Annotated in this window: 13 protein-coding genes and 1 pseudogene; 11 read left to right on the top strand and 3 right to left on the bottom strand. The window is 59.4% G+C overall.

The window, feature by feature from the left end:
• Nucleotides 1–144: 144 nt before the first annotated feature.
• Complete coding sequence (locus AC1D1L_RS05965) at nucleotides 145–1722, bottom strand: glucosamine inositolphosphorylceramide transferase family protein (protein ID WP_477339615.1); 1578 nt, start codon at nucleotides 1720–1722, stop codon at nucleotides 145–147.
• Between the two features lie 160 nt (nucleotides 1723–1882).
• Here AC1D1L_RS05965 and AC1D1L_RS05960 point away from each other — a divergent pair, with 160 nt between their 5' ends.
• The 9 genes from AC1D1L_RS05960 to AC1D1L_RS05920 all read left to right on the top strand — a co-directional run bounded on the left by AC1D1L_RS05960 (nucleotide 1883) and on the right by AC1D1L_RS05920 (nucleotide 12073).
• Nucleotides 1883–3136, top strand: coding sequence for a glycoside hydrolase 5 family protein (locus tag AC1D1L_RS05960; protein WP_477339613.1), 1254 nt, complete (start codon nucleotides 1883–1885; stop codon nucleotides 3134–3136).
• Entirely contained in the window at nucleotides 3133–4215 is a 1083-nt protein-coding gene (locus tag AC1D1L_RS05955; protein ID WP_477339611.1) for a glycosyltransferase family 2 protein, read from the top strand. The genes AC1D1L_RS05960 and AC1D1L_RS05955 overlap by 4 nt, the downstream gene beginning before the upstream one ends.
• Nucleotides 4216–5832: a Rossmann-fold NAD(P)-binding domain-containing protein gene (locus AC1D1L_RS05950; RefSeq protein ID WP_477339609.1), complete on the top strand. Its 1617-nt coding sequence runs from the start codon at nucleotides 4216–4218 to the stop codon at nucleotides 5830–5832.
• A gap of 8 nt (nucleotides 5833–5840) precedes the next feature.
• Nucleotides 5841–6749, top strand: a complete 909-nt coding sequence (locus AC1D1L_RS05945; protein WP_477339607.1) for an NAD-dependent epimerase/dehydratase family protein — start codon at nucleotides 5841–5843, stop codon at nucleotides 6747–6749.
• A gap of 367 nt (nucleotides 6750–7116) precedes the next feature.
• Nucleotides 7117–8094, top strand: a complete 978-nt coding sequence (locus AC1D1L_RS05940; protein WP_477339605.1) for an NAD-dependent epimerase/dehydratase family protein — start codon at nucleotides 7117–7119, stop codon at nucleotides 8092–8094.
• Complete coding sequence (locus tag AC1D1L_RS05935; protein ID WP_477339603.1) at nucleotides 8094–10016, top strand: HAD-IIIA family hydrolase; 1923 nt, start codon at nucleotides 8094–8096, stop codon at nucleotides 10014–10016. The genes AC1D1L_RS05940 and AC1D1L_RS05935 overlap by 1 nt, the downstream gene beginning before the upstream one ends.
• Nucleotides 10013–11014: a GHMP family kinase ATP-binding protein gene (locus tag AC1D1L_RS05930; protein ID WP_477339601.1), complete on the top strand. Its 1002-nt coding sequence runs from the start codon at nucleotides 10013–10015 to the stop codon at nucleotides 11012–11014. The genes AC1D1L_RS05935 and AC1D1L_RS05930 overlap by 4 nt, the downstream gene beginning before the upstream one ends.
• Nucleotides 11011–11718, top strand: a complete 708-nt coding sequence (locus AC1D1L_RS05925; RefSeq protein ID WP_477339600.1) for an SIS domain-containing protein — start codon at nucleotides 11011–11013, stop codon at nucleotides 11716–11718. The genes AC1D1L_RS05930 and AC1D1L_RS05925 overlap by 4 nt, the downstream gene beginning before the upstream one ends.
• Before the next feature lie 13 nt (nucleotides 11719–11731).
• Nucleotides 11732–12073: a hypothetical protein gene (locus tag AC1D1L_RS05920; RefSeq protein WP_477339598.1), complete on the top strand. Its 342-nt coding sequence runs from the start codon at nucleotides 11732–11734 to the stop codon at nucleotides 12071–12073.
• Between the two features lie 367 nt (nucleotides 12074–12440).
• Here the strand turns inward: AC1D1L_RS05920 and AC1D1L_RS05915 are convergent, their stop codons facing one another.
• Both AC1D1L_RS05915 and AC1D1L_RS05910 read right to left on the bottom strand, forming a co-directional pair.
• On the bottom strand, nucleotides 12441–13157 hold the full coding sequence (locus AC1D1L_RS05915; protein WP_477339596.1) for a class I SAM-dependent methyltransferase: 717 nt from the start codon (nucleotides 13155–13157) through the stop codon (nucleotides 12441–12443).
• 312 nt (nucleotides 13158–13469) lie between these two features.
• Nucleotides 13470–13602, bottom strand: a pseudogene (locus AC1D1L_RS05910) (cysteine hydrolase); the annotation flags it as partial.
• A 768-nt stretch (nucleotides 13603–14370) separates the two neighbouring features.
• Between AC1D1L_RS05910 and AC1D1L_RS05905 the strand changes: the two are divergent.
• Together AC1D1L_RS05905 and AC1D1L_RS05900 are read left to right on the top strand one after the other, a co-directional pair.
• Nucleotides 14371–14718: a hypothetical protein gene (locus AC1D1L_RS05905; RefSeq protein ID WP_477339594.1), complete on the top strand. Its 348-nt coding sequence runs from the start codon at nucleotides 14371–14373 to the stop codon at nucleotides 14716–14718.
• The gene (locus AC1D1L_RS05900; RefSeq protein WP_477339592.1) at nucleotides 14715–16889 is read left to right on the top strand and encodes a family 16 glycosylhydrolase; all 2175 of its coding nucleotides are present in this window, start codon (nucleotides 14715–14717) and stop codon (nucleotides 16887–16889) included. The genes AC1D1L_RS05905 and AC1D1L_RS05900 overlap by 4 nt, the downstream gene beginning before the upstream one ends.
• Nucleotides 16890–16931 lie beyond the last annotated feature (42 nt).

Below are 16931 nucleotides of genomic sequence, written 5' to 3'. Positions count from 1 at the left end.
CTTAAGGTTGTTTTCAGCTCATACCACCAGCGCGGATGGTACGGCGGCGGCGATCACCTTCAGCAGCTGTGTTGGCAGGATCGAGCGCGCCCGACTCTTTGCAGGCGGGGTACCCTTGCGCTCGACCGCCTTGGCTGCGGATAGCTAACCCAGTGAGACCGGCCAGGAGAGGGGCGGCTGCCCACACGGCTCCGAGACCCCACTCAGTTCCGAGACCGGCGCGTCGGGCTCCAGCAACCGATACGAGGTCGTGACCTCTCGCAAACCCCGGATATGCCCGAACAGGTCGATCACCTCCAGGCCGGACCGGCGGTTGTAGGTGTGACATCCCAACGCTCCGGACCAAATGCGACCGATCGGGGTCTGGGCAAACTCCAACTCGCCCAGCGCATCGATCTGGCAGAACGTCACCGCGCCGCCATAGCCGCGCGCGCAGTCCTGGACCGGGCGTAGCGCGCGTCCGCGGTGTCGGATGACGGCGCCTGCGGGCCGACTGAGCCTGGCATCGAGCAGGACCGGGTTGGCGGCATGGGGCGTCCAGGACCCGGTCAGGCTCTCGGCATGGTAGAGGCTCAAGGCATCCCAGGACGTGGACCTCCATAGCCTTGGGCTGACGAAAAACCAAAAGCCGCCTTCATGACAGAGCGGCGTGGTATCGTAGCCCTCAATGCCTTCCATGAGGCAGGCCTCCCGTGTCCATCGGTAAGGGAACTCCACTGCCCTGTAGAGGCAGACATTCCTGGCCGCCCCCGATTCAGGGATCATCCAGATCTGACCATTCTGCTCGAACACGAACGGGTACGAGAGGTGATGCGGTTCCTCTACAACGATCCGGGGTGCACCGGCTGTCCCGTCCCGGTTCACTGCCACGACCGCAATGCACCCCCGGTTCTTCGAGTAGAGGTACTGCTCGACAAAGATGAAATCCTGCCCCTGGTGCCGGAATGGGAACGGGTCGGCAAGGTAGCTGTCGGCATTTCCGGTGAACACCCGGAAGGCTGCTTCGCCTTTGTCCAGCAGGCTCGCCGATTCGTCGAAGCGCCAGCCAATCCCCCACATCCTGCCGCCCCTCGCCAAGGCGTCCAGACGCCCGATCACCTTCGATGCAACCGTGCCGGTCGCCCTTGCGAGCGCCGAAAGCGCACCAAACGAAGGTAGTGCTGCCGTCCGTGGACCGGGGCTAGCGGACGCAGCTGAACCGGTTTCCTCGCACAGGGCCTTGAGGATCAGCGGCACAGCGCAGGAAAGGGCGCTGTCGAGCCTCAATGCCAACACTTGTCGGTCTGCACTGGTCGGGCGCGCCGTCCACGGTCGCAACGGGCGCGCCGTGTCATGCAGGTCGACGAGAAGATCCTGATGATGCACCCAGGCCGCCACGACACCGATCTCGCCGGGTGCGCCATTGAAGACCGGGGTGAGCACACGCCGCGCCGGCGGGAGCGATTCCGACCCGCTCAAATCGATCACCACATCCACTTGGCCGGCTGGAGGCGGCGGCAGGCACCGCAGCGCCGCCTCTACGGGGTCGATGGCGCCCTTCCCGCGAAAGCCATAGACCAGTCGTTCGAGTTCGAGCAGCAGACGGAAGATCAACGGCAGCGGGCGGCAGCCAGCCGCGAAAACGCAGGAGACCTCGTTGCCGGGCACTTCAGCGAGCGCCTCTGCCAGCCATAGATGCCAGCGCAGCAGCCGCGACGGATCGAGACTCAAGCAAATGCGCATTGTTGTTCTCACGTCAGATTTCAAGAAGACGAGAGCTTTGACGAGAACCCCCAGCCAAGCACCACTATGCCCGATCGACGCCGGTCTGTGCGAGGCCAGAGGAGGTAATCCTTAGGGGCGATTGCACTCGGCGCCCGGCCAGAGCCACATGCAGGGGATGATGATCGACTGGCAGTGGGCGAAATACGGACTGCGCAATGCGTGGCTATGTGCATTTGCGTTCGCGTTCGTGTCCGTTCTGGCAATCGCGAGCACCGCGAGCACCGTGGACAAGCCATCGGCAATGTCTTTCATCAAGACTTCCGGAACGAATTTCACGTTGGACGGCAAGCCGTTCTTCGTGACCGGCGTAAACAACCACTATCTGACCTATGGTTCGCAGGTTGAGGTCACCCGCGTTCTCGATGACGCGGTGGCGATGGGCGCCAATGTGGTCCGCACCTTCCTTCAGCCGGTGATCGGGTCGATCGACGGAAGCGTCCCTACGATCTGGGATTGGCGGCTAGAAGGCGAAGCCAGCAATCTCGCGGTCAAGGGCACGTACCTGCTCTACTGGGATCCAAGTCAAAACAGGATGGCGATCAATGACGGCACCAACGGCATGCAGAAGGTCGATTTCCTTATCGCCGAGGCCGGCAAGCGACACCTGAGGCTGATCATCGCTGTCGTGGATTTCTGGGGTTTCACGGGCGGCGCCCAGCAGATGCGGGCCTGGTATGGAAGCAGCGACGAGTCCGCGTTTTTCTTCACCGACCCGCGCACGAAGCAGGACTACCGGACTTGGGTCCGCCACGTCGTGGAGCGCGTCAACCCGCTCACCGGACTTGCCTACCGGGACGACCCGACCATCATGGCTTGGGAGTTGATCAACGAAGGCAATGCGCAGCCATTGGCCTTGCGGTTGAGCTGGACTGCAGAAATGTCGGCCTACGTGAAGTCCCTCGATTCCAATCACCTTGTCACCTCAGGGAATGCCAACATTTTGGATCCGAAGGTAGCCGATTTGACCATCCCGACCCTCGATTTCGGGACCTGGCACGGCTACCCGATCTTCTACGATCTTACGATCCAGCAATTCAACGACATGATCCCCGAGTTCTGCCAGCTGGCGGCCCGCGCCAAAAAGCCGGTTCTCCTGGAGGAATTCGGCCATGCCCGCTCCAACCAGAACGCGCCTGAAGCTTACGCCATGTGGCTCGACTCGGTGACGCGTGATGGCAACTGCGCCGGCTGGATGGTGTGGCGACTGGTGTCGCTGCAGGACAGCGGACGCTATCCCGCCGACGAACACGACCAGTTCGATATCCACAATGACGGCGGTGCGCTCTGGAACATCCTCAAAGCTGCCACGGCACGGGCAAGGCAGACACGCGAAACCAGCCTGGCCTCGGAAACCAGCCGGCGGGTGCCATGACTAAAGCCTCCGTCGTTGGCACAACCGCGCAGCCTGGATCGAAAACCGTGCAGCCCGAGGATGGCGTCAGCAGCGAACGCAGGCAGATTCCGCGCCGCCCCACGATCTCAGTGCTTATCTGTGCCTACACTGAGGACAGATGGGAGCTGTTGGTTCAGTCGGTGGCCTCGGCGCAGAAGCAGACCTTGCAACCCTGCGAGATCATCGTATGCGTCGACCAGCCCCTGTTCCGCCGTTGTGCCGCCTACTGGGCTGAATCCGCCGCATCCATCCCTCCGACACGGGTGATCCAGAACAAGTTTGACGGGCACCTGGGGGCGGCCCGAAACACGGCAGCCGAGGCGGCCGCCGGAGAGATCCTGGCGTTCCTGGATGACGATGCGGCTGCGGACAAGGACTGGCTCGATATACTCACCGAACCGTACCAGGATGAGCGCATCGGCGCCGTCGGCGGGCGTCCCATACCGGTTTTCGAGACTGGCCGCCCGGCCTGGTTCCCCGTGCAGTTCGACTGGGTGTTCGGATGTGCTTATGACGGCCTTCCGACCAGCCGAGGCCCTTTGGCTCACCTCATAGGAGCCAACATGTCGGTGCGGCGGACCCTCCTCAAGCAGGTGGGAGGGTTCCATTCCGACCGTCACGACGACATGGACATGTGCCACCGCGTGGCGCACATCAAGGGCAGTGAGGCGGTCATCTACGAACCGGCGGCGACCGTCCGCCACTTTGTACCCGCCTCACGGACGACCTGGAAGTACTTCTGGCGCCGCTGCTTCTTCGTCAATAAGGGGAAGGTCGAGGCCTTTGCCCAGATGGGCGATGCCGCCACACTGGGTGCAGAGACCCGCTTCGTCTGGTACACGCTGACCAAGGGCGTACCGCGGGAGATTTTGCAAGCTGCCAAGGGTGACGCCCACGGACTGGCCCGGATCGCGGCAATAATCGCTGGCGTGGGGCTGGCCGCGGCAGGCCACCTCGCCGGCCGGATCGAGCTGGTGCGGCGCTTGCGCCGGCGGCGCCAACAGGCCACCAAGCAGATACTGGACACGGCCGCGCAAGGCGGTGGGCCTGAGAAGTAGATGCCGTCTTCGATAATCATTGGTTCGGGTCCGGCTGCGGCCGCCGCCGTGTTGGCGCTGTCCGAGAACCCGGATGAGAAGATAACCGTGTTCGATCCGGGCACCGTGCTGGAGGCGGAGACGCGGGAGGTTATCTCCAGGCTGTCCAGGCTGCGTGTCGACAACTGGGATGAGGAGGACGTCCGCCGCGTCAGCCTGCAGCCCAAGCGGATCCAGCCCGATTCGCTGCCTGAAAAGAGAAGCTACGGATCCGATTTCCCGTTTGCCAACAAGGGCCAGCTCGACGGCGTCCACGCCGAGGGCAGAGTCAACCCAGCTGTCATATCAAGCGCCTACGGGGGTTTCAGCAATGTCTGGGGGGCCCAGATCATGCCCTTCAGCGCCGCCACGTTCAAGGGATGGCCGTTCGCCTTCTCGGATATGGAAGAGCACTATAGGACAATCCTGCGTCACATTCCTTTCGCTGGAGAGTCCGACGATCTCGAGGAGTGGTTCCCGCTCATAGGATCCCCGGACCCGCTTCCGCCGCTGGCGCCGCGGACTCAGATGGTCCTGGCCAACTACGCCCGGCACCGCGATCGAGTGCGCTCCACTGGAATAACGATAGGCCGCGCCCGGCTCGCCTTCTCAGCGCCGGAATGCCAACCCTGCGGCCTATGCATGACTGGATGCCCGCGGTCGCTAATCTTTTCGGCCTCGCACAGCTTCGATCGCTTCAGGCGCAGCGGAAGGATCGACTACCACAGCGGGCTGCTCGCGGTGCGGGTCGACCAGGAGGGCGACACAGCCGTCGTGCAGGCCCGGGAGCTGTCCAGCGGCCGGATCCATCGATTCACAGCCGACCGCGTCTTCGTGGGCTGCGGGGCAATCGGGACCACCCGGCTGATCCTAGGCTCGCTTGGATCGGACCAGCCGGTGCATCTTTCGGAATCGGCTCAGTTCGTTCTTCCAATGATATCCATGAGGCCGACCCCCGATCCACGTGCAAGGCGCGAGTTCACACTCAACCAGTTCACCATGGTCATCGGCCGGGACGACGAAGGCTTCGATGTCTCACAGATTCACTTCTATCCGTTCAACCAGGCATATTACGATGCGCTTCCCGGCTTCCTCCAACATCGCGCCGCCGCCTTCGCGACGGATCGGCTCCTGAGCCGGTTGACCGTTGGCCTGGGCTACTTGCCGTCCTGGGCGTCACCAAAGGTCCGGGTGAGCGCCCAGATGTCCGCGGTTCATGATGAGCTACCCCAGATCACCCTCACTTCAGAGGGCTTCAGCGAGGCCAAGGTCAGGGGCAAACACGTGCCTCCGATGCTGCCTGACGTAATAAAGCGGATCCGCAGGGCGGCACCCTACCTTGATTTGTGGCCGGTCACGCCGCAGATGCTGTGGTCGGGCGGGGCCAAGAGCTACCACTTTGGCGGCAGCTTTCCTCACGCCAGTGAGCCGGATTCTGGGAGCGCGACGACTGACCGCCTCGGGCGGCTGGCCCGCTGGGACCGGGTCCATCTCATCGACGGGTCGGTTTTCCCAAATGTTCCAGCTACTACCTTTACCCTGACTGTGATGGCCAATTCTCATCGCATCGCCCGCGAAGCGATGCAGCTGGCGAGTTGAGCGTTCAAATGCGGGTCGGCATCACAGGAGCCAACGGATACGTCGGGACCATCCTGCGCGCCATCTTCGCCGAAGAAGGGCATGAGGTCATCGCGTTCGTCCGTCCGAACCGGCTGACCTCCGGATCTGCCGCCGCAATGGCCGGCGTCGCCGAGTGGCGCCCCTATGAGATCAGGCGCCCGCCGTCGGGGAGCGCAATCAGCGACCTAGATGTGCTCATCCATGGTGCATGGGACCTGACTCTCGTCAGCGCCGGCGATGTGTGGGGTGTCAATGTGTCCGGCTCGCAGCACCTCCTGCGTAATGCCGCCGACGCAGGGGTTCGCCGGGTTATTTTCATCTCATCGATGTCCGCTTATGAGGGAACCCGACAGCTTTACGGTCAGGCGAAGCTGGCCTGCGAGCGCACCGCCAGCAGTCTGGGAGGTGTCTCCGCCCGCCTCGGACTGGTGTACGGCCCCGGTTGGGGCGGGATGGCGGGCGCGCTCCGCAAGCTCACTAACCTGCCGGTCACACCTCTCATTGGAGCGCGCTCCCATCAGTTCACCGTGCATGAGGCGGACATGGCGGCCGCCATAGTGCGTATTGCCGAGTCGGACATGCCCTTGCCGGAACCGGTAGGACTGGCCAACCCCGAACCGGTACCGTTCCGACGGCTCATGAAAGAGATCGCCGCATCACAAGGCAGAACACTGCACGCCGTCGCCGTGCCCTGGCAGCTTGTGAGTGGCGTCCTCAAGGCAGCCGAGGCCCTGCATGTCCCCCTACCCTTCCGATCCGACTCCATCCTTGGGCTGGTGCACCCGGCGCCAGAGGTTCCCGGTGCAGAGCGGCTCAAGCAGCTCGGAATCGAGTTTCGGAGCTTCTCGCTGGACGGCGATCGACCCTCATCTGGGACATTGCGTCGATATTCTTAGTCGAAGACCGGCTCGATGCGCCGGAGGCGCAAGTGGCGAAATTCTGCGGTCAGTCGCGCGTGAACAAACTGCAGAGCGCATTGACCGTTCTTGGGATGTCACTGGCGTCGCCGCGCAGGCGATGCGGCGCGATTCAATCCGGATAGCAAAATGGGGCTACCCCTGAGGAACGATCGCGGATCGGAGAAAACCATGCGATGATTCAGAAAGACGCGTGACACGCATGACCTTGGCGACAGGCGCAGCTTAACGCCCAATCCGGTCGAACTCACGGCTCTCCAGCGGCGAAGGCTTGCAAACGGAAGTCAATTGCAGAATCCGGAAGACTTGTGGCGAAACCCTGAGCACATAGGAAGGGGCAATCCGATTGGGTGATCCGCACGCCATCTTCATATCGGGAGTTGCGGGCTTTGTAGGAAGCAGGCTTGCAAGGATCTTTGTTGATCGTGGGTATCCGGTCTTCGGCTTTGACAACCTGTCGCGAGGTTCTCGGGAAAACCTGAAAGGGCTTCTCACGAATGAGAGGTTCATCTTTGAGAAAGTGGAACTCTCAGACGCGGGTGCGGTGAGAAGCCGCTTTATGAAATGTCACAGTCGCATTCCGATTTCCGAGGTTTGGCACATGGCTGCCAATTCGGACATTCCTGCAGGAATCGCCGATGCCTCTGTTGATCTGCGCGATACCTTTCTATCGACGTTCAACCTGTTGGACGCAATGAAGGAGGCAGGGGTTCCGTTCCTTGCTTTCGCTTCCAGCTCCGCCGTGTACGGGGACTTGGGGGAGGCTCCGATTGGAGAGAATGTCGGGCCGCTGCTGCCCATTTCCAACTACGGTGCCATGAAGCTCGCATCGGAAGCGCTAATCAGCGCTGCCGTCGAGAACTGGTTGGCCCGGGCCTTGATCTTTCGCTTTCCGAACGTGATCGGTGTTCCGGCAACACATGGTGTCATTCTGGATTTCGTGAGAAAGCTAAGGGTTTCACCAAACAAGCTGAATGTTTTGGGATCGGGCCGGCAACGGAAGGCATATCTTCACGTCAATGATTTGATTGATGCGATTGTCTACTTGCGTGCAAACGCATCCGAGCGGCTTGGTTGCTACAATATCGGTCCCGAGGACAAAGGGGTAACCGTTAGCTTCATAGCAGAAACGACTGTAGAGACTGTCGCACCGGGCGCCGGGATCGAATACGGCGTTGAAGATCGCGGTTGGACGGGGGATGTTCCCCGATTTTCCTATGACACAGCAAAACTTCGTGCGCTCGGTTGGCGGCCCGAGCTTGGTTCGGCCGACGCTGTCCGAAAAGCGGTCGTAGAAATCGTGCGTCAGGAAGGACACCTGTGATGCAGGCCGTTGTACTTGCAGGTGGTCGGGGGACGCGGCTCAGGGGCCGGATAGGCGATTTGCCTAAGTCGCTAGCCAACATTGGTGGCAAGCCACTTCTTGAGCATCAAATCATCCTCGCCAAGCAACACGGGATTGAGAAGATCTTGCTCCTGGTGAACCACGCAGCCGAGCAAATTGTGGAATTTTGCAAGCAGCGTGAAAATTGGGGGATTGACGTTCTTTGTGTGGATGACGGTGCGCCTCGCGGGACTGCTGGAGCAGTACTATCCGTTTTGGATCTGCTCGACGACGACTTCCTTACGATCTATGGCGACACGATGCTCGACGTCGATCTCACCCGCTTTAAGTGCTTCCATGAAAAACACAAAGCAGCAGCGGCAACAATTTTCACCCATCCGAATGATCACCCGCATGATTCCGATCTGATAGAAACGTCCGAAGATGGTATCGTTACCGCATTCCATCCGTATCCACATGATCCTGGTATCTTTTATCCCAACAAAGTCAGCGCGGCCCTTTATTACATTCGAAGACAAGGTTTATTGCCGTGGCGTGCCACGGCAACTCCGCTTGATTTTGGCAAGGACCTCTTTCCTGAAATGCTTCGCGCCGGCGCGGAAATTAGAAGCTATAGCAGCCCTGAGTATATAAAGGACGCGGGAACCCCGGCGAGATTTGACAAGGTTTGCGCCGACTTAGCATCGGGCCGCATAGCTCGAGCTTCACTCGCGTCTCCACAGAAAGCAGTATTTTTGGACAGGGATGGGTGCATCAATGTTGACTATGGACATATCGATCGTCCCGAACGCTTCGAACTGATTGAGGGGGCCGCGGACGCGATCGCCTGTTTCAACCGGGCGGAATACCGGACAATCGTCGTCACCAACCAACCCGTTGTGGCGAGAGGCGATTGCTCCTTACAAGACCTGCGGATGATCCATAACAAGATGGAGACTGAGCTTGGCCGCTGCGGAGCTTTTGTTGACGCCATCTATTTCTGCCCGCACCATCCAGATCGCGGCTTTATCGGTGAGGTAGAAGCACTGAAGATCCGCTGCAATTGCCGCAAGCCTGCTACCGGGTTGGTCGATGAGGCGGTCGAGGCATTCAATATCGATCGCAGTCAATCCTGGATCATCGGCGATTCCTCCTCGGACGTCGCTCTCGCAAAACGGTCTGGAATCAGATCGATCTTGGTCGAGACGGGCGCGGGCGGGTTGGACAGCAAGTATCATGTCATGCCCGACTACACCGTCTCGGACTTGTCCGAGGCTTCCAAGCTCATTCTCACTGTTCATCCGATCTTGATAGACACAGCATCTGATCTGATCGCGCATGTGAAGCCGGGTGATGTTTGTTTCGTGGGAGGGCTCTCCCGCAGCGGAAAGAGTGTTCTCTCCAGCGCTATCGCGGAGGTTCTTCGCGGCCGCGGCTTTGATGCGCAAGTCGTTGCTATTGATCGCTGGATACGGTCCGTCGCCGATCGCGAACCAACGGTGATGGGTCGCTACGATATGAACGAGATCAGGAAGGTTCTAAGCCGCCTGGTGGGAGTTCGTTCTCCAGAGACGCACGATCTGCCCTATTACGAAAAGCTGAGCCGCGTATCACATCCAAGATCGGAAAAGATTACCATTTCTCCAGAAACCGTCCTGGTCGTGGAAGGAGCCGTCGCTCTTTCGCTATCCGATATGGTTTTGCACGGCCGTGCACACACATTCTTCGTTGATATCGATGAGGACCTGAGGAGGTTCCGAGTAACGCGCGAATACTCGCGGCGAGGCGTGGATCGGGAGGCTGCCGCGAGTATCTACAGTTCGCGCCAGGAGGATGAGGCACCGATCGTGCTGGCATCGCGGGCGCGTGCCGAACATTGCATCCAATTGCGGGCGATCGAGCTGATTGAGGCAGTCGGATGATTATCAGTCAGACGCCGCTTCGAGTCAGCTTTGTCGGAGGAGGCAGCGATCTTCCTGCCTTCTATCGGCAGGAGGGCGGCGCCGTCCTGAGCGTTGCCATCGACAAGTACGTCTACGTGAATGTGAACCGCAAGTTCGATAACGGCACTCGAATCGCTTACTCCAAAACGGAAGAAGTGGATAGTGTTGAGGATATCCAGCATCCGATTGTCAAGGCGACTATGGAATATCTCGGTATTTGCGGAGGGGTCGAGATAACAACCATTGCCGATATTCCATCGAAGGGAACAGGACTTGGATCCTCAAGCACTTTTACTGTTGGCCTTCTGCACGCGCTGAACGCGTTTCGGGGGCAGTACGTCTCGAAGGCAAAGCTCGGCGCTGACAGTTGTCGCATTGAGATCGAACTTTGTGGCGCACCCATTGGAAGGCAAGATCAATACGCCGCTGCCTTCGGAGGGTTAAACCTTATCGAGTTCCACTCTGATGACAGCGTTTCGGTATCACCGCTTATATGCCCACGTGATTTCATCGCTTCAATTGAGAAGCAAGTTCTCATGTTTTACACCGGCATTACGCGCAGTGCTTCAGACATCCTCGTCCGACAGTCGGAAGGCATCGCAAGAGCACCGGACAAGCGGAAAGCGCTCAGCCGGATGGTCGAGCTCACGTATCAGCTTCGTGATGAGCTGCATCGATGTAACCTCAACGCCTTCGGTGAAATTCTGCACGAGAACTGGCTCTTAAAAAAGGGCCTCTCCGAAGACATCACGAACGATGCAATCGATCACTGGTACCAAACTGCGATGCGGGCGGGTGCCAGGGGCGGGAAGTTACTCGGAGCAGGTGCGGGAGGTTTTCTCATGTTCTTCGCGCCTCTCGATCGCCACGACGCAATCAAAGCAGCCCTCGGGGAGCTAAAGCACTTCCCCGTGAAGTTCGACTTCGCCGGGAGCCGCATCGTTCATTATCAACCGACATCGGAGTCCACCCAATGAAACATTTTGGCGGTAGTACTCAATCAACAGACATCGGAGCCCGCCCAATAAATCATCTTGGGGGGAGTGCTCAAGCTTATTTCAAGAGACTTGAGGTCGTCCTGGCTTCATTAGACCACCAAAGCTTCGACAACGCAGTGGCCTTGGTCGCGCAGGCACAGGAGGATGGCAAGCAGATAATCACGCTTGGAAATGGTGGCAGTTCACTCACTGCGCTCCATTTCATCACGGACTGGAACAAGAGCATCTATCTCTCCACCAAGCGCCCGTTTCGTGGCCGGACGCTAGTCGACAATGTGGGACTTACATTCGCGTATGCCAACGATGTTTCTTTCCAAGATGTGTTCGTCGAGCAGCTGAAGAACATCCTGAACGAGGGCGACTTGGTCATTGCAATTTCGGGAAGCGGAAACTCGGAAAATGTTTTGCGCGCCGTTCGATACGCCAACGATCATGGCGCAGTTACGCTAGGTCTTTGTGGATATGGCGGAGGAACGCTCAGGCAGATCGCCCAACACGTGGTTTGGGTCAATGTGAATGACATGCAACTGTCGGAAGATATACATTCCATGTTCGGGCATGTCGTTATGCAGACTCTTTGTCTTGCAAGCACACAAGAGTGGAGCGGTGGGGCGCAACGGCGCAGCGCTGCTGGCGACCTCAATCCAAATCGAACTGGCGCCGAAACGGGCTGGCCATCCTGATCGAGAACAAGCGATGCCGCACTATCTGTTCTACGTTCTGGACGAACGCGGCCAGTTCATTGGCGGGGTCAGCCTTGCCTGCATCGACGACAGTACGGCGAAAGAGCACGCCAGGCGGTTTGCCGACGGCCACGAGGTGGAGCTTTGGCGACTGGTTGCGCGGTTCAAAATTGACAAACCGCCGCGAGGCCGTCCCGCGGCGACGAAGCACCCTCGTGCCGTTGCGCCACGTTCCAGCCATTTGAACAAGCCCCTTAAGCGATCGCACTTGCCCCTGGGACACGGTTGCACATCTTTGCGCTATTCGGATCTTGAAAATATGATCGCGATACAGGCACGTTGGCGTTGTGATTGAACGGCCTGTCCAGCGCTGCAGGGGCCGCGCTCGATGATGGTGCCAGCCTTCCATTTTCGATGGTCCGAAGCGGAACGACGGCTGGCGCTTCGTGGACGCCGACCTTGGGACCGCGCAATCGTGCTAGACTAAGGCAACGCGGCAGAACAATTGCTTCAAAACGCGACGCCTACCAATCCCTTCCCCGGCAAGTCGGATGTTTCCGACTTGCTCACTCAAGAGCCAATCTCGGGAACACCCGAGATTGGTGGAGAGGAAAGGCGCCACCCTCGAGCAAAATTCGATACCGCAACGTCTTGCCCCTTGGGTCTCGCCATTTCCCTTGCCGCTCCGATTCGGTTGTTCTGCCGCCTTGCCCCACACCACCTCAGCTAGTGAGGACCATCAGCGAGGCGCCGCCGAGCAAGCGCACAGACAGGTCCTCTCCGGCAATAGTCCGGACAATGCGTCGCGCGGCGTTACCGAGGATGGCTGTCGTGGTTCGCCATTCGGGATGGATCTGGAGGATATCTTCCGCCGTCCTAGTGTACTGCGTGCCAATAATCTTAAAGCCCGTGTCGCGCAGAGTCGCTAGAGCTGTTGCCTGATCAAAGTAATGCAGGTGACCCACCTCCTTGCGTTGCTTAACGTGCTGACTGCGCAGAAGGCCGGTGATACTAATGTCGAGAGGAATATGAAACACATAGTATTTCGAACGTCCTCTGAGCTTTCGAAGAAATCCTATATAGTCATCGACGTGCTCGAAGACATCGATGCACAATAGAAGATCGTAATTTTCGTTGGTTTGCAAGAAGTCGCCGCAGTGAAAGCTTAGCTTGTCTCTTTCTCGCTGTTTGGCCATGTTTATGGCATAGGGAGCAATATCGTAGCCGATGGCGGTTGAGTCACGGAAGATGTCGTGCTGAAGAAGGGCATTCAGAACGGCTCCCGTCCCGGAGCCTATGTCGACGATTTTCTGGCAACTGATGTTGTTGGCGCGCACGATCTTGGCGATGTTCGCGGCCTTGACACCGCCATCTTCGTCATGCCAAGTCGGATTGGCAGCGGCATAACCTTTTCCGGTATAGAGGTCGTCACTTGACATAATCTCTGCCCTCTCCGTGTGTTTGAACCTAGGAAACAACCATTGGATCGAAATCTCTGCATGGCCCCAAGGCCGGCTCCAGAAGGGGAGTCCTCGTCAACTTTGAAGTAGCCCCTCCTGATCGAACTTCACATATTGGAGATGAACGAATTTTGGGACGACACCGGTCCGGCCTCGAGGTCGCTCCAGAGTTCGAGAGTCCCTGCCCCGGAGCTGCACACCACGTGCGAACCGCGCACCTCAGAAAGTGCGCGCAACTGAATAAAAAACAAAAACCTAGTCATGACAAATGTAACGACACTCTCGATGCCGTCAAGCCGCCCCTCTCGGGCAAGGCAAGGCAGCGATCAGTCGGCTCTCGTCAGATTGCGTGGGCGAAGGTGGGGCCGTTCGGCTTGTGTGCGGCGTGCATCATTTCCTGAGAGAAGGCGGCCGTCGGGTCGCGCGCGAAGCGCCCTCACGCCCAAGGGCCACGTTTCAGCCGTTTCAACAAGCCGCTTAAGCGATCGCATTTTCCCTTGGGATACGGTTGCACATCTTTGCGCTATTCGGATCTTGAAAATATGATCGCGATACAGGCAGGTTGGCGTTGCGATTGAACGGCCTGTCCAGTGCTGCAGGGACTGCGCTCGATAACGGAGCCAGCCTTGTACCTTCGACCATTGAAAGCGGATGATGCGGACATCGCCGCCATGCTGCCGGCGACCTCGCAGGAACGTCGTCAACGCCGCAAGGCGTCCTCAACCAAGCGCATTGACGCGCAAACGGCACAGTCGCCGGCAGCCCCAACAGACTCGACGCCTGTCCGGCACGCAGTAGGGAAGTCATCCCGGGCCCGCTTCTGGAGGACCTCATACGCGAACGACCCCCCTCGAACCAACGGGCGTCCAAGCCGCACAACATTTCAGCCGACGGCCGCGGTTTTGGTAGGACGTCCGGAAGGCTGTATCGAGACTCCTGTTCGATCACTTTCCATATTAGAACGTGTCAATAAGTTATATTAGGAATGTGTTAATAAGCGTTAACCAAGCCTCATTCTCGCCGCAAACCGTGGTAAGGTCCGGCTGGGTTTCGTACATCGTCCTCGAATGATCAATTCAGTAGGTGCAAGACGGCGTGGGCGAATAAGTAAATGAGCGGAAATGCCTGTGTTTTACTTAGGGGCGCGGGTGAAATGAAAAACAAAAAAGACGCAATAAACTAAGGAACTACCGTGCCTATACTAGACAGCAAGCTCGGCGGATCGTCCGCCGGGAGAGATGCGCTCAACTTAAATTCGGCCGCGGCTCGAACCGTCGAACATCTTGCGCGCGTTGTCAGCAACACCCTTTGTGGGTTCAAGGGCGAAGGCCCGACGAGCATTCCCGTCGACAACACACCGATGGCGAGTTCAACGTTAGGCTCGCTCGACAATCATGTCTGGGGCGAGGACTTCCAAATCTCCGCCAACTTTGAAATCCGTTCGCGGTGCCCAGTTGCGAGCATGCGACATGTCGCGCGCCTTGGCGATGCGTGGCAGTGGAACTCCCTGTTTTCAACGCCAAAGAGGATCACTGAATGACTCTTTCCGCACCCGCAGGCTTTGCTTCTAGCGACCTCGTCTTCGAGGAAAACTTCTCCGGTACGGCGCTCGATAGCGATTGGCATACCTATATCACCAGCAATGCCGCCAACGGCTGGCCATGGGCCAGCAATGGATCGGGCGGAAGCGGGATGGGCAACCAGTTTAATGCCGAGTACGAGATGCCGAGCCAAGTCTCCGTGAGCAACGGGACCTTGGATCTCACGGCGATCAAGCAGCCCATCAGCGGCGTCAACCAGGGGGGAGTGACACAAACATTCCCGATCACGTCCGGCGCCGTCAGCAGCTACGGCAACTTCGAATTCAACGGCGGCTACCTTCAGATCAGCATGAAGGCGCCGAGCGGCGATGGCGCATGGCCAGGCCTCTGGCTGATGCCCGGCGACGGCGCGGGCAGCAGCGGCGACAATTTCGAGCTCGATATTCAAGAGGGTGGATTTACCGGTTCGGGGCCGGCAGACCAGAATTTCTCCTGGCACCTGCACGGGCCATCAGGGTGGGTCGGCAACACCATCGACAGCGGCATCGACCTCACGGCCGGCTTCCATACTTACGGCATCAACTGGGTGCCCGGTGAATCGATCACCTGGTATCTGGACGGCAAACAGATGGCGCAAGTGACCAGCGCACAGGTCGCGATCCCGGATGAACCGATGCAATTGATGATGAGCATGTCGGTCGCGAATTCGAACGCGAGCGGATGGCATACGTCTCTGGATGGCTCGACCCCATCGTCGATGCAGATGCTGGTCGATGAGGTTCAGCTCTATCAGAAGGCGGGCAGCGGCGACACCGTCACGGGTGCCAACGTCACTCCCTCGACATCCTCATCGACCCAGCCCCCGACGACGCCAACGATCCAGCCGGCGGTGACGCAGGTCGCCGCTTCACCGGCAACGGGAATCGAGCATGCCGGCGATGCCATCACATTGACGGTCGCCTTCAACAAGGCCGTGACCGTCACGGGCACGCCCGCACTGTCGCTCAATGATGGCGGAACGGCCAGCTATGTCAGTGGCTCGGGCACCAGCGCGCTCACCTTCCGCACCACGGTCGCTTCGACCGACAAGGATACCTCGGCACTCGCCGTCACCGGGGTCAATCTTCCGAGCGGCGCGAGCATCAAGGATGCATCCGGTGTTGCGGCGAACCTCTCGGGCGCGGTGAAGACGTTCTCCGGCCTCCAGATCGATCCGGTCTTGCCGGCGGTGACGCAGGCCACAGCCTCGCCGGGAACCGGCACCGAGCACGTCGGCGACACGGTCACGCTGACACTCGGCTTCAACGAGGCCGTGGCGGTGTCGGGCACGCCGACACTATCGCTCAACAATGGCGCGACCGCCACCTATGTGGGCGGATCCGGAACGAGCGCGCTCAACTTCCGCACAACGGTCGCATCGACGGACACCGATACCTCGGCGCTCGGCATTACCGGGGTCAATCTGACGAACGGTGCGAGCATCAAGGACGCAAGCGGTGTCGCTGCGAATCTTGCGGGCGCAGTGAAGACCTTCTCCGGTCTCCAGGTCGGGACGTCATCGACAGCCCCAACTATCCCAACTACCCCAACTACCCCAACTACTCCGACCACCCCGTCATCGATCGCGCCGGTACTCAGCATCGCGGATCCCACGCTCAATGTGAACGGGGGAGGCGGTACGGTCGACCTGGGGGTCAAGGTGACAACGACCGACCCCAACGATGTCGTGACCGTGAACATAACGGGCTTGCCGAGGTACGAGACGATCACCGACAAACTGGATGGTAAGACGTTCAGGGGCGACAACATCACCTTGACGGCCGCGCAGGTCGACAGCGGATTGACGCTGCAATCGAACTACAGGGGCTGGGCCCATCCGGTGGCGACACTCAAGTTGACGGCAACGGCGAAGGACCCGGCCACCGGCGCCGTCGCGACAGCCTCGCCGCAGACCATGGCCATAACGGATCCTCGGCCTGCGGCCACCACGGCGGATCATCGGCATGCGACCGGCACGGCCACAGCGTCCCGGGCAAGCCACAGTTTTGCGCTGCTGAACCAGTACCTGGCCGGTCACTCCGGCCGGGCTGATCACGGTCAGATCGTGGCGTCCTTGTCGAATGGAGCCAACTGGAATCAGGACTGGAACCTGACCAGACCGCACCATTGATTGCCTCCGCACCAGGGGCTTCAGCGCCTGGTGCGGCACCGT

This window comes from Mesorhizobium sp. P2_D6 (genome assembly GCF_056404315.1).
Note: the sequence above shows the minus strand (reverse complement) of the source record. Positions and strands in the feature narration are given on the sequence as shown.

Bases quoted from the DNA above. Each gene is read 5' to 3' on its own strand.
- AC1D1L_RS05920 (WP_477339598.1), top strand. From the start codon at position 11,732: ATGCCGCACTATCTGTTCTACGTTCTGGACGAACGCGGCCAGTTCATT.
- AC1D1L_RS05945 (WP_477339607.1), top strand. From the start codon at position 5,841: ATGCGGGTCGGCATCACAGGAGCCAACGGATACGTCGGGACCATCCTG.
- AC1D1L_RS05930 (WP_477339601.1), top strand. From the start codon at position 10,013: ATGATTATCAGTCAGACGCCGCTTCGAGTCAGCTTTGTCGGAGGAGGC.
- AC1D1L_RS05900 (WP_477339592.1), top strand. From the start codon at position 14,715: ATGACTCTTTCCGCACCCGCAGGCTTTGCTTCTAGCGACCTCGTCTTC.
- AC1D1L_RS05915 (WP_477339596.1), bottom strand. From the start codon at position 13,157: ATGTCAAGTGACGACCTCTATACCGGAAAAGGTTATGCCGCTGCCAAT.
- AC1D1L_RS05950 (WP_477339609.1), top strand. From the start codon at position 4,216: ATGCCGTCTTCGATAATCATTGGTTCGGGTCCGGCTGCGGCCGCCGCC.
- AC1D1L_RS05965 (WP_477339615.1), bottom strand. From the start codon at position 1,722: ATGCGCATTTGCTTGAGTCTCGATCCGTCGCGGCTGCTGCGCTGGCAT.
- AC1D1L_RS05960 (WP_477339613.1), top strand. From the start codon at position 1,883: ATGATCGACTGGCAGTGGGCGAAATACGGACTGCGCAATGCGTGGCTA.
- AC1D1L_RS05955 (WP_477339611.1), top strand. From the start codon at position 3,133: ATGACTAAAGCCTCCGTCGTTGGCACAACCGCGCAGCCTGGATCGAAA.
- AC1D1L_RS05925 (WP_477339600.1), top strand. From the start codon at position 11,011: ATGAAACATTTTGGCGGTAGTACTCAATCAACAGACATCGGAGCCCGC.
- AC1D1L_RS05935 (WP_477339603.1), top strand. From the start codon at position 8,094: ATGCAGGCCGTTGTACTTGCAGGTGGTCGGGGGACGCGGCTCAGGGGC.